Annotated in this window: 2 protein-coding genes; both read left to right on the top strand. The window is 73.2% G+C overall.

The window, feature by feature from the left end; genetic code table 11:
* On the top strand, positions 1–7,439 hold a 7,439-nt coding region (locus tag ACZ56V_RS38330; RefSeq protein ID WP_468948357.1), incomplete at its 5' end, for an amino acid adenylation domain-containing protein.
* A complete protein-coding gene (locus ACZ56V_RS38325) occupies positions 7,439–14,617 on the top strand; it encodes an amino acid adenylation domain-containing protein (protein ID WP_468948355.1) in 7,179 nt (2,392 codons plus the stop codon). The genes ACZ56V_RS38330 and ACZ56V_RS38325, both read left to right, overlap by 1 nt.
* Positions 14,618–14,627 lie beyond the last annotated feature (10 nt).

Here is a 14,627-nt window from a genome sequence, read left to right as displayed (position 1 = left end):
TGGCCCGTGACCTCACGGCCGCCTACGCGGCCCGGGTGCGCAATGCGGCAGCCCCGGAGTGGGCGCCGCTGCCGGTCCAGTACGCCGACTACAGCCTCTGGCAACGCGACATCCTCGGCACCGAGGACGACCCCACCAGCGAGATCTCCCGCCAACTCGACTACTGGACCCACACCCTCGCCGGACTCCCCGACCAGCTCGAACTCCCCTACGACCGCCCCCGCCCCGCCGTCGCCACCTACCGCGGCGACCGCATCCCCTTCGACATCCCCGCAGAGCTGTACGACGGGATCACCGCCTTGGCGCGGGATACGCAGGCGAGCCCCTTCATGGTGCTCCAGGCGGCCCTCGCCGCCCTGCTGACCCGGCTCGGTGCCGGCGAGGACATTCCCCTCGGCACCCCGGTCGCGGGCCGTACCGACGAAGCGCTCGACGACCTGATCGGCGTGTTCATCAACACGCTGGTGCTGCGGACGGACACCTCCGGGCGTCCCTCGGCGCTCACGCTCATCGAGCGCGTCCGGAACCAGACCCTGGAGGCGTACGCGCATCAGGACCTGCCGTTCGAGCGGCTGGTGGAGGCCGTCAACCCGGAACGCTCACTCGCCCGGCACCCCCTCTTCCAGGTGCTCCTGGCCTTCAACAACACGGACACCGCCGCCGTCGAGGACGCGGTCGCGAAGCTGCCCGGACTGTCGGTCTCGCGTGCGACGGCCGACACGGGCGTGGGCAAGTTCGACCTCTCCTTCGCGTTCGCCGAGCAGGCGGGGTCGGGCACCGGACTTCAGGGCGTGCTGGAGTACAGCAAGGACGTGTTCGACCGGGAGACCGTCGAGACCCTGGGCCTTCGCTACCTGCGCCTGCTGCGGGCCATGGTCGACGCCCCGCAGAAGCCCGTCGACGAGGCGGATCTGCTGGACGGGGCCGAGCGCGGCCGTCTCCTCTCCGAGTGGAACGACACGGCGTGTGAGGTGCCGGGGCGTTCGATGGTGGAGCTGTTCGAGGAGCGTGCGGCCTCGGACCCGACGGCCGAGGCCGTGGTCGCCGGCACGCAGTCCCTGTCGTACGGCGAACTCAACGACCGCGCCGACCGTCTGGCCCGCGTGCTGGCAGAGCACGGAGCCGGCGCCGAACGCTTCGTCGCCGTGGCTCTGCCCAGGTCCACCGACCTGGTCGTGACCCTTCTCGCGGTCTGGAAGACCGGCGCCGCCTACCTCCCCCTCGACACCGAATACCCGGCCGAGCGACTGGCCTACATGCTGGACGACGCCAACCCCGTCCTGCTCCTCACCACCAGCGACCTGACCCCCGTGCTGCCGGCCGCCACACAGGTCCCTCAAGTCCTCCTCGACGAGCCGGGCCTCCAGGAAGAGCTGTCCGCGCCGGCCGGTCCCGGCCCGCTGCGCGTCATCCACGACCCGAGTGCCGCCGCCTACGTGATCTACACGTCGGGGTCGACGGGACGCCCGAAGGGCGTGGTCGTGCCACATGGTCCGCTCGTGAACTTCCTGACGGCGATGCGGCACCAGTTCCCACTCGGCAACGGTGACCGCCTGCTGGCCGTCACCACCGTCGGATTCGACATCGCCGGACTCGAACTGTTCCTGCCGCTGCTCACCGGCGCCTCCATCGTGATCGCCGAACGCGACACCGTACGAGACCCCGCCGCCCTGTGCACCCTGATCCGCACCAGCGGCGCCACCACCATGCAAGCCACGCCGAGCCTGTGGCGGGCCGTCCTCGCCGAGGACCCCACCGTCCTCACTCCCCTGCACGTCCTCGTCGGCGGCGAAGCTCTGCCCGCCGACCTCGCCACCACCCTCACCCACCACGCCACCTCCGTAACCAACCTCTACGGACCCACAGAAACCACCATCTGGTCCGCCCACTGGCCCGCCACCCCCCACACCGCACACCACCCCCACATCGGCCACCCCATCGCCAACACCCAGATCTACCTCCTCGACCACACCCTCCAGCCCGTCCCCACCGGGACCCCCGGCGAGCTCTACATCGCCGGCCACGGCGTCGTCCGCGGCTACCACAACCGCCCCGACCTCACCGCCGAACGCTTCACCGCCAACCCCCACGGCCCCACCGGCTCCCGCATGTACCGCACCGGCGATCTCGCACGCTGGACCACAGACGGCAACCTCGAATACCTCGCCCGCGTCGACGACCAGATCAAACTCCGCGGATTCCGCATCGAACTCGGCGAAATCGAGACCGCGCTCACCACCCACCCCCACATCACCCAAGCCGCCGTCATCGTCCGCGAAGACCACCCCGGAGACCCACGCCTCGTCGCCTACCTCACCCCCACCACGCCCCACCCCATCCCCACCACCGACCTACGCCAACACCTCGCCACCCACCTGCCCGACTACATGCTCCCCTCCGCCTACATCACCCTCGACGCCTTCCCCCTCACCCCCAACGGCAAGCTCGACCGCCGCGCCCTCCCCACACCCGACTACGCGGCCCACACCGAGAACGGACGAGCCCCCCGCACCCCCCGCGAAGAACTCCTCTGCACCCTCTTCGCCGAAGTACTCGGCACCGACACCGTCACCATCGACGACGACTTCTTCCACCTCGGCGGCCACTCCCTCCTCGCCACCAAACTCGTCAGCCGCATCCGCACCGTCCTGGACACGGAACTGGCCATCCGGCAGCTCTTCGAGGCGCCGACGGTGGCACGGCTGGCGGGGGTGCTGGACTCCTCGGCCGCCGCTCGCGGCCGGCTGGTCGCCGCGCCGAGACCGGCCCGGGTACCGCTCTCCCACGCCCAGCAGCGGCTGTGGTTCCTTCAGCACCTCGAGGGGCCGAGCGACGCGTACAACGTGCCGATCTCGCTCGACCTGACGGGAGAGCTGGACCAGGAGGCGCTGCGGCTGGCGCTGGCGGACGTCGTCGACCGGCACGAGAGCCTGCGGACCGTCGTCGTCGAGGACAGTTCCGGCACCGCCCACCAGGTCGTACTGGGCCGGGAGCAGACGCGGGTGCCGCTGGCCGTGGAGCACCTCGCCTCGGACGCGGAGGTCGACGCACGGATGCGGCGGGCAGCCGGGTACGTCTTCGATCTCGCCTCCGAGATTCCTCTCCGCGCCACCTTGTTCGAGGTCGGGGAGGAGGAGTCCACGAACCGCAGGGCCCTGCTGCTGCTCACCCACCACATCGCCAGTGACGCCTGGTCGCGTGGCATTCTCATCCGGGACCTGGTGGCGGCGTACGCCGCGCGCACCACGACGGGCCGGGCGCCCGACCTGGCGCCGCTGCCCGTCCAGTACGCCGACTACAGCATCTGGCAGCGGAACGTCCTCGGCTCCGAGGACGACCCCGACAGCGAGGCCACGCGCCAGCTCGACCACTGGAAGCGGGCGCTGTCCGGGCTGCCCGAGGAACTGTCGCTGCCCTTCGACCGCCCGAGGCCGGCAGTGGCCTCGTACCGGGGTGACCGGGTCGCCTTCGACCTGCCGCAGGATGTGTACGAGCGGCTCGTCCGGGTGGGCCGCGAACAGGGGGCCAGCCTGTTCATGGTGCTGCAGGCGGGGCTGGCCGCGCTGCTGACCCGGCTGGGGGCCGGCACGGACATCCCGCTGGGCACCCCGATCGCCGGCCGCACCGACGACGCCCTGGACGACCTGGTCGGCTTCTTCGTGAACACGCTGGTGCTGCGCACGGACACCTCGGGAGACCCGACGTACGCCGAGCTGGTCGACCGGGTCCGCGCCGAGTCCCTGGCGGCGTACGCGCACCAGGACCTGCCGTTCGAGCGGCTGGTGGAGGCCGTCAACCCGGAGCGTTCGCTCTCCCGGCACCCGCTGTTCCAGACCATGCTCAGCTTCGACAACGCCGGTCGGGTCGCGTCGCACGCGGATCTGGCCGGGCTCGCGGTCTCCGGGCGGACCCTGGGTGCGCCCGCCGCGAAGTTCGACCTGTCCTTCGAACTCGCCGAGCGTCCGGCGGGGCCGGGCCGGGCGGCAGGTCTGAGCTGTGCCCTGGACTACAGCACCGACCTGTTCGACCGCTCGACCGCGCAGGACGTCGCCGACCGCTTCGTCCGCGTCCTGACCGCGCTCGCCGACGACCCGGGGCGCCGGATCGGCGAGACGGAGATCCTCGGCCGGGACGAGCGGCGGCGGATGCTCGTCGAGTGGAACGACACCGCGGTCCAGCACGCGGACCGCACGCCGGTCCACGTCCTCTTCGAGGAGCGCGCCGCCGCCGAACCGGAAGCCCTCGCGGTCGTGTCGGGTGAGGAGCGGCTCAGCTACGGCGAACTGAACGCGCGGGCCAACCGGCTGGCGCACCGGCTGCTCGGCCGGGGCGTCGGCAGGGAGAGCCGGGTCGCGGTCTTCCAGGAACGCTCCGCCGAACTGATCGTCGCCACGCTGGCCGTGCTGAAGGCCGGCGGTGTGTACGTGCCGATCGATCCGCAGCAGCCCGCGTCCCGGTCCGAGTTCATCCTGCGGGACACCGGGGCCGTGGCCCTGCTCACCGACCGCGCCCCGGGTGACCTGCCCTTCGCGGTGGACGTGCCGGTCCTCGACGTCGGTCCCGGCATGGACCTGTCCGGGGAGGCGGACACCGACCCCGGGGTGCCGACGGACGCCGAACAGCTCGTGTACGTGATGTACACCTCGGGCTCGACCGGTACTCCCAAGGGCGTGGCCAACACCCATCACAACGTGGTGCACCTGGCAGCGGACCGCTACTGGCGCGGTGGGCGTCACGAGCGGGTGCTGATGCACTCGCCCTACGCCTTCGACGCCTCGACGTTCGAGATCTGGACGCCCCTGCTGACGGGCGGCACGGTGGTGGTGGCCCCCGCCGGGAGGCTGGACGCGGCCGACCTCGCCGCCGCCATCTCCGGGCACGGGGTCACGGGGCTGTTCGTCAGCGCCGGTCTGTTCCGGGTGCTCGCCGAGGAGCGGCCCGAGTGCTTCCGCGGGGTCCGGGAGATCTGGGCCGGCGGCGACGTGGTGTCCCCCACGGCCGTCCGCCGGGTCCTGGAGACCTGCCCGGGCACGGTCGTCGCCAACGAGTACGGGCCCACGGAGACCACGGTGTTCTCCGCGGTGAACCAGCTGCGCGACCCGGCGGAGGTACCGGAGGCGGTCGTGCCGATCGGCAGGCCCCTGTGGAACACCCGGCTGTACGCCCTCGACGAGCGGCTGCGGCCGGTGCCCGTGGGGGTGCCCGGCGAGCTGTACATCGCGGGCAGCGGTGTGGCCCGCGGCTACCTCGGCCGGGCGGCACTGACGGCGCAGCGCTTCGTGGCCGACCCGTTCGCGGGCGTCGGCGAGCGGATGTACCGCACCGGTGACGTCGTACGCTGGCTGGCCGACGGGCGGCTGGAGTTCCTGGGCCGGGTCGACGACCAGGTCAAGCTGCGGGGCTTCCGGATCGAACCGGGTGAGGTGGAGGCGGTCCTCGCCGGCCGCGCCGAGGTGAGCCAGGCGGCGGTGGTGCTGCGGGAGGACCGGCCCGGCGACAAGCGGCTCGTGGCCTACGTGGTCGCGGGGGCCGAGGCCGACCCCGAGGCGTTGCGGGCGCACGTGGCGGGCACCCTGCCCGAGTACATGGTCCCGTCTGCCGTGGTCCTGCTCGACGGGCTGCCGCTCACCCTGAACGGCAAGCTCGACCGGCGGGCACTGCCCGCCCCCGACTACGGTGCCGACACCGAACGGCGCGGCCCGCGCACCGAGCGGGAGAAGGTGCTGTGCGGGCTGTTCGCGGACGTCCTGGGCCTCGCCGAGGTGGGCGTCGACGACGGGTTCTTCGACCTCGGCGGCGACAGCATCATGTCGATCCAGTTGGTCAGCCGCGCCCGACGGGTTGGACTCGAACTGTCCGTGCGGGCCGTCTTCGAGCACCGGACCGTGGCGGCACTCGCCGAGATCGTCACCGAGACCGACACCACCGTCACGGAGGAACCCGGCGCCGGCATCGGCGACGTACCCCTGACACCGATCATGCGGTGGTTCCTGGAACGCGGCGGTCCGGCCGACCAGTTCAACCAGTCCCGGCTGGTCCAGGTCCCGGCGTCGCTGCGTCTGCCGGACCTCACGGCCGCGCTCGGCGCCCTGCTGGAGCACCACGACGCGCTGCGGGCGCGGCTGACGGACGGATCGGAACGCCGGCTGGAGATCCGCGGGCCGGGGGCGGTCGAGGCCGACTCCGTCGTCCGCCGGGTGGACGCCGCCGGTCTGGACGACGACGCCCTGCAGGACCTCGTACGCGTGGAGACCGTCGCGGCGCGGGAGCGCCTGGACCTCGGTGCGGGGCGGGTCGTGCAGTCGGTCTGGTTCGACCGCGGGGACACCCGGCCGGGCCTGCTGCTGCTGATCGTCCACCACCTGGTGGTCGACGGGGTCTCCTGGCGGATCCTCGTACCGGATCTCGCCGAGGCGCACCGTGCGGTGGCGGCAGGACGGCCGGTCGAGCTCCAGCCCGTGGGGACCTCCCTGCGCCGCTGGGCGCAGCGCCTCACGGAGGTGGCGGGTGATCCGGCGCGCACGGCGGAGGCGGACTGGTGGCGGTCGGTTCTGCGGCCCGGAGACCCGCTGCTGGGGCGGCGGCCGCTGGACACGTCGCGGGACACCTACTCCTCGGCCCGCCATCTCACCCTGACCCTGCCGGCGGCGGTGACCGAGCGGTTGCTGACGCGGGTGCCCGCGGTGTTCCGGGCGGAGGTCAACGACGTCCTGCTGGCGGCGTTCGCACTCGCCTGGGCCCGCCGCGGCGGCGGCCGGGGAGCCGGGGTGCTGCTGGACCTGGAGGGGCACGGGCGCGAGGAGGAACTGGTCGGCGGCGCGGACCTGTCCCGCACGGTGGGCTGGTTCACCAGCCTGCATCCCGTGCGGGTGGACGCGGGGCCGGCCGACCTCGCCGACGCGTTCGCGGGCGGACCGGCTGCCGGTGCCGTCGTCAAGCGTGTCAAGGAGCAGCTGCGCGAGGTGCCCGAGAAGGGCATCGGGTACGGGCTCGTGCGCCATCTCAACCCGCGCACCGCGCCCGGCTTCGCCGGGCTGCCGACACCGCAGGTCGCCTTCAACTACCTCGGCCGGTTCACCACCGCGGGTGTCGAGAACGCGGGCAGTGAGACGGTCCCCGACTGGACGGTGCTGGCCACGGCGTCCGGTGTCGGCGGCACCGACCCCCGGGTGGCGCTCGCCCACCCGCTGGAGCTCAACGCCCGTACCAACGACGGGCCCCGCGGTCCCGAGCTGTCGGCCACCTGGTCCTGGGCCGGCGGAATCCTCGACGAGGACGAGGTGCGGGAGCTGGCCGAACTGTGGTTCAGGGCGCTCGAGGCGCTCGCCGACCACGCGGGGAACCCGGAGGCGGGCGGGCTGACCGTCTCGGACGTGTCGCTGAGCCTGCTGGACCAGAGCGAGATCGAACTGCTGGAAGACGAGTGGAGGAACCTCTGATGACGAAGCAGTCCGGACTGCAGGACATCCTGCCGCTGGCGCCGCTGCAGGAGGGCCTGCTCTTCCACAGCGTGTTCGACGAGAAGGCACCCGATGTCTATCTGGTGCAGCAGGCCATCGACCTGGAGGGGGATCTGGACACGGCGGCGCTGGCCGCCGCCTGCCGGACCCTGCTGCGGCGGCACGCCAACCTGCGCGCGGCCTTCCGCTACCAGGGACTGAAGCGGCCGGTGCAGCTGATTCCGCACCAGGTGGAGCTGCCGTGGGAGGAGACGGATCTGTCCGGCCTCCCCGAGCCGGAGCGGTCGGCGGCCGCGGACCGGCTGCTGGAGGAGGACCGGCTGCGCCGCTTCGACCTGGGCCGTCCTCCCCTGATGCGCTTCACGCTGATGCGCCTGGGGGACGGCCGGTACCGCTTCGTGCTGACCAACCACCACATCCTGCTCGACGGCTGGTCGCGTCCCATGCTGGTGCGGGAGCTCCTGGCGCTCTACCGGACGAAGGGCGACGACAGCGCGCTGCCCCGGGTCCGCCCCTTCCGTGACTACCTCCAGTGGCTCGCCGCGCAGGACCGGGACAGCGCGGTCGCCGCCTGGCGGGAGGTGCTCGCCGGACTGGACGGGCCCACCCTCGTCGCCCCGCAGGCGGGCGACCGGACGCCGGTCGTGCCCGGCCGCCTGGAGACGGAGCTGGCCGACGCCGACCACTCGGCGCTGACCAGGCTGGCCAGGGAGCGCTCGCTCACCCTCAACTCCCTGGTGCAGGGCGCCTGGGCGGTGGTCCTGAGCGGGCTCACGGGCCGGGACGACGTGGTGTTCGGCACGACCGTCTCCGGGCGGCCGCCGGAGGTCGCCGGGATCGAGACCATGGTGGGGATGTTCATCAACACCCTGCCCGTGCGGGTGCGGTTGCGGCCCGACGAGCCGTTTCTGGACGCGGTGCGCCGCACCCAGGACGAACAGACCCGGCTCCAGTCGCACCAGCAACTGGGCCTGGCCGAGGTGCAGCGGTTGGCGGGCGAGGGTGAACTCTTCGACACGACCATGGTGTTCGAGAACTATCCGGTCGACATCGGGGCCGAGCGGGACGAGCCCGGCGGCATCGGCGGGGTGACCGTCACCGGCACCCGCAACCGGGACGCCACCCACTATCCGCTGGCGCTGGTGGCCGTGGGCCGCGACGGGCTGCGGCTGCGCCTCGACCACCAGCCCGACCTGGTACCGCCGAAGGCGGCCCGGGCCGTCCTGGAGCGGTTGGTGCGCGTCCTGCGCGGGGCGGCCGCGGAGCCGCACCGCACCGTCGGACAGCTTGAGCTGCTCTCCGCCGAGGAGCGCGGCGCCGTGCTCTCCCTCGGCCGTGGCACGGACACGGGGCCCGCCGACGAGACGCTGCCCGCGGCCTTCCGGGCCCAGGCCGCGCGCACTCCGCACGCGGATGCCGTCCGCTGCGGTGCGACCGTGCTGGACTACGCCGAACTCGACCTCCGGTCCGACCGGTTGGCGCGTGCGCTGGTGGCGTACGGGGTGGGGGCCGAAACCCCGGTGGGGGTCCTCATGGACCGCTCCGAGCACCTGATCGTCGCGCTGCTGGCCGTGCTCAAGGCGGGCGGTGCCTATGTGCCGCTCCGGCAGGGCGACCCGCTCGACCGGCTGCGGCAGGTCACCGCCCTGGCCGGCGTCTCCCACGTCCTCACCGACGCGGAACACGCTCCCCGGGCGGAGGAGCTGGGCGTGACCGCCGTGCGGGCCGACGCGACGGACGCCCCGGCCGAGGGTGTCGAACTGCCCTCCGGCCCCGGGCACGCCGACCGGCTGGCCTACGTGATGCACACCTCGGGCTCGACCGGGATGCCCAAGGGGGTGGCCGTCACCCACCGGGACGTGGTCGAGCTGGCCCGCGACCGGTCCTTCGCCGGCGGCGCCCACGCCCGCGTGCTGGTCCACTCCCCGCACGCCTTCGACGCCTCCACGTACGAGGTGTGGGTGCCGCTGCTGTCCGGCGGGACCACCGTCGTCGCCCCGCCGGGTGACCTGGACGCGGACACCCTGGGCAAGGTGCTGGCCGAGCACGAGGTGACCGGGCTGTGGCTGACCTCCGGGCTGTTCCAGCTCGTCGCCGACGAGGCGCCCCACCACCTGGCGGGGGTAAGGGAGGTGTGGACGGGCGGCGACGTCGTCCCGGCGGCCGCGGTCCGGCGGGTCCGGGAGGCCTGCCCCGGCACGGTCGTCGTCGACGGGTACGGGCCCACCGAGACCACCACGTTCGCGGTGCGCCACCGCATCCCGGCGGACGCCCCGGTGCCGGACACCGTGCCCATCGGCACGCCGCTGGACAACACGCGGCTGCTCGTCCTCGACACCGCCTTGCGCCCCGTCGCCCGGGGCGTCGCGGGTGAGCTGTACCTCGCGGGGGCGGGGCTCGCCCGCGGTTACTGGCGACGGCCGGGCCTCACCGCGGAGCGGTTCGTCGCCGACCCCCACGGCCCGGCGGGCACCCGCATGTACCGCACCGGCGACCTCGTACGGTGGACGCCGGACGGCACCCTCGAGTACCTGGGGCGCGCCGACGAGCAGGTCAAGATCCGCGGATTCCGCATCGAACTGGGCGAGATCGAGGCCGTGCTGGGCCGCCACTTCGAGGTCGCCCAGGCCGTCGTCACGGTGCGCGAGCCGCGCCCCGGCGACAAGCGGCTGGTGGCGCACCTCGTGGCGGAGGAGGGCGGTGATCCGACGCCCGCCTCCCTGCGGGCCTACCTCGCCGCCGAACTGCCCGACTACATGGTCCCGTCGGTCTACGTGACCCTCGACGCACTGCCCCTGACCGGCAACGGCAAGATCGACCGCAGGGCGCTGCCGGTGCCCGACCTCACCACCGCCGACGCCACCGTGGAGAGCCGTGCTCCGCGCACCCCGCGGGAGGAGATCCTGTGCGGGCTCTTCGCCGAGCTCCTCGGCATGCCGCGGGTCGGCGTCGACGACGACTTCTTCGCCCTCGGCGGGCACTCACTGCTCGCCACCCGGCTCGTGGGCCGGATCCGCTCGGTCCTCGACGCGGAACTGACCGTGCGGCAGCTGTTCGACGCGCCGACGGTGGCGGCCCTGTCCCGCGCCCTCGACACCGCGGGTGCGGCCCGTTTGCCCCTGCGTCCGGCCGAGCCCCGCCCGGAGCGTGTCCCGGCCTCCCCCGCGCAGCGCCGGCTGTGGTTTCTGCACCGCTTCGAGGGCCCGAGCCCGACGTACAACATCCCCTTCGCGCTGCGGCTCTCGGGCGACCTGGACCGGTCGGCGCTGCGGGCCGCGCTGGCCGACCTGACGGACCGGCACGAGAGCCTGCGGACGGTGTTCGCCGAGGACGCCGAGGGGCCCCGGCAGATCGTGCGGCCGGCCGCCGAGGCCCGGCCGGAGCTGACCGTCGTCCCGTCGGTGCCGTCGGACACCCTGGAGGCGGAGGTCACCCGGGCGGCCTCGCACTCCTTCGACCTCGCGGCCGAGATCCCGCTGCGGGCCTGGCTGTTCGAGACGGGCGAGCGGGAACAGGTGCTGCTCCTGCTGGTCCACCACATCGCCGGTGACGGCTGGTCGGTGCCCCTGCTCGCCCGTGATCTGACCACCGCGTACACGGCCCGTCTCGGGCAGCGCGCGCCGGAGTGGCGCCCGCTGCCCGTCCAGTACCCCGACTACACCTTGTGGCAGCGCGAGGCGCTGGGCTCGGAGGACGACCCCGACAGCCCCGCGGCCCGGCAGCTCGCCTACTGGCGTGAGGCTTTGGCGGGGCTTCCGGAAGAGCTGGCGCTGCCCGCCGACCGGCCGCGTCCGGCGACTGCCGGGGGGCGGGGCGGCCGGGTGCTCTACGAGGTGCCCGAGGAACTGCACGCCCGCATCGTGACCGTTGCGCGGACGTGCCAGGCCAGCCCCTTCATGGTGGTCCAGGCGGCCGTCGCCGCTCTGCTCACCCGGCTCGGCGCCGGCGAGGACATTCCGCTGGGCACCCCGGTCGCCGGGCGCACCGACGATGCCCTCGACGGTCTCGTCGGCTTCTTCGTCAACACCCTGGTGCTGCGCGCCGACACCTCCGGCAATCCCGCCTTCCGTGACCTGGTGGCCCGGGTCCGCGAGACGGACCTGGCGGCGTACGCGCACCAGGACGTGCCCTTCGAGCGGCTCGTGGAGGTGCTCAACCCGAAGCGCTCACCGGCCCGGCACCCGGTCTTCCAGACCATGCTGACCTTCAACAACACGGACCGGCGGCCGGGTGACGGCCTGCGTCTGCCCGGTCTGGACGCCGAGTCCCTGTCCGCCGACACCGGCACCGCCAAGTTCGACCTGCTGTTCTCCTTCGCCGAGCGGCACGACGCCGAGGGCCGCCCGGCCGGACTCGGCGCGGGTCTGGAGTTCAGCACCGACCTGTTCGACCCGGACACCGCCGAGACCCTCGTCGCCCGGCTGCTGCGCCTGCTGGACGCGGTCACCGCGGCACCGGACCGTGCCATCGGCGAGGTGCCTCTCCTCGGCGACGAGGAACGCGCACGCGCCCTGTCCGCCTCCCTCGGACCGGCGCGCGTACCGGTCGGGGGGTCGCTGCCGGAGCGCTTCGCGGCGTCGGTCGCGCGGGCCCCGCACGCCGTCGCGGTCGAAACGACGGAAGGCGTGCTGACCTACGCCGAGTTGAACGCCCGGTCCAACCGGCTGGCCCGGCTGCTCGTGGAGCAGGGGGTGGGGCCGGAGAGCCTGGTCGCGGTGGCCATGCACCGGTCGGCCGAGCTGGTCACCGCGTGCCTGGCGGCCCTCAAGGCGGGCGCCGGATACCTGCCGGTCGACCCCGAGTACCCGGCGGACCGGATCGCGTACATGCTCGACGACGCGCGGCCGGCCTGCGTCCTGACCACCCGGGACCTCGCCGGCGCGCTTCCCTCCGGGCCGGCCGGGGCGCCGCTCGTGGTGGACGACCCCGCCACCGTGACCCGCCTCGGCTCCCTGCTCGACGCCGACCTCACCGACATCGAACGGATCTCACCGGTCGGTCCGGCCCATCCCGCGTACGTGATCTACACGTCCGGTTCGACGGGACGCCCCAAGGGCGTCACGATGCCGGTGCGGGCGCTGGCCAACCTCCTCGACTGGCACGAGCGGACCCTGCCGGGCGGCCCCGGCACCCGGGTGGCGCAGTTCACCGCGGTGAGCTTCGACGTCTCGGTCCAGGAGATACTCTCCGCGCTGCTGGCCGGCAAGACCCTGGTCGTCTGCCCGGAGGACGTCCGCCGCGATCCGGAGCGGCTGGCCGGGTGGCTGGGAGAGCGGCAGATCCAGGAACTGTACGCGCCCAACCTGGTCATCGACGCGGTCTGCGAGGCGGCCGTCGCCGCCCGCCTCGACCTGCCCCATCTCACCGACCTGGTGCAGGCCGGGGAAGCGCTGACTCCGCACGGCGCCATGCGCGCCTTCTGCGCCGCTCGACCCGGCCGCCGCCTGCACAACCACTACGGTCCCGCCGAGACCCACGTGGTGACGGCGCACCGGCTCCCGGCCGACCCGGCCGACTGGGGCCCCTCCGCCCCGCCGATCGGCCGGCCCGTCGACAACACAGCCGTCCGGCTCCTGGACCCGTGGCTGAACCCGGTTCCGCCGGGCGTCCCGGGTGAGCTGTACATCGGCGGGGACGCGCTCGCCCGCGGCTATCTGGGCCGGGCCGGCCGTACCGCCGAACGGTTCGTCGCCGACCCCCACGGTGCGGACGGCGCCCGCATGTACCGTACGGGCGACCTCGCCCGGCTCACCCCCGACGGGCTGCTGGTGTACCTGGGCCGGGCCGACTCGCAGGTCAAGATCCGGGGCTTCCGCATCGAACCCGGGGAGATCGAGGCGGCGCTCACCGCCCACGCCTCGGTGGCGCAGGCCGCCGTCGTCGTGCGGGAGGACCGGCCGGGCGATCGCAGGCTGGTCGGCTACGTGGTGGCCGCCCACCAGGAGGCCCCCGACTCCGTGCGGCTGCGCGAGCACCTTTCCGGAAGGCTGCCCGCCCACATGGTGCCGGCCGCGTTCGTCGTCCTCGACGCGCTCCCCCTGACCCCCAACGGCAAGCTGGACCGCGCCGCGCTGCCCGTGCCCGAGTACGCGGTGGGCGGCGGGTCGAGGGCGCCCAGGACGCCCGCGGAGCACCGGGTGTGCACCCTCTTCGCCGAGGTGCTGGGCGTCGAACGGGCCGGTGTGGAGGACGACTTCTTCGAACTGGGCGGGCACTCCTTCCTGGCCGCCCGCCTGGTGGCACGGCTGCGGGAGGAGTTCGGCCAGGACCTTCCCGTCCGCACGGTCTTCGACTCCCCCACGCCGGAGGGCGTCGCCGCCGTGCTGACCGGGACGGCCGACGGCTCCTCCCCGGGGCGCTCCTCCGAGGGCCTGCTCCCGCTGCGGGCGCGCGGCACGGCCGCCCCGCTGTTCTGCCTGCACCCGGGCGGCGGCTTCAGCTGGTGCTACGCGGGGCTCGTGCGCCATCTCGGCCCGGACGTCCCGGTCTACGGCATCCAGGCGCGAGGTCTCGACGGGAGCGGCCCGCTGCCCTCGTCCATGGCGGAGATGACCGCGGAGTACCTCGCTCTGATCCGTTCCGTGCAGCCGAGCGGTCCCTACCGGCTGGCGGGGTGGTCGTTCGGCGGCATCGTCGCGCACGCCCTGGCGACCGCGCTGCGCGCCGAGGGCGAGGAGGTGTCCCTGCTCGCCCTGCTGGACGCGTATCCGCCGGGCGAGAACGCGGACACCTCGGAACCGGTCGAGCACGAGGTGGTCGCGCACAATCTGCGGGCCATGGGCTTCGAGTTCGACATGGCCGAGCTCATAGCAGACCAGGAAGGCGTCCTGCGACGTTTCCGGGAGTTCCTGCAGTCAGGCGACCAGGCACTGGCGCAGCTGGAGGCCCGGGACATACTCGCACTGAAGGACGTATACGTGAACAATGTCCGGCTCATGCGGAAGTTCACACCGGAATTCTTCGACGGGGACCTGCTCTTCGTCTCCGCCGAGCGGAAATCCGCGGACGACCGGGAGGGCCGCCTGAATGTCAGCTTGTGGCAACCGTTCACGGGTGGTTCGGTCGAGGTGTGCGCCATAGACTCGACGCACGGAAATCTGATGACGGATGCCCGCCATATGGCCCGGATCGGCCAATTCCTCGCGGACCGCCTGTGACCTTTCACGA

This window comes from Streptomyces sp. NPDC034099 (genome assembly GCF_055575415.1).
Note: the sequence above shows the minus strand (reverse complement) of the source record. Positions and strands in the feature narration are given on the sequence as shown.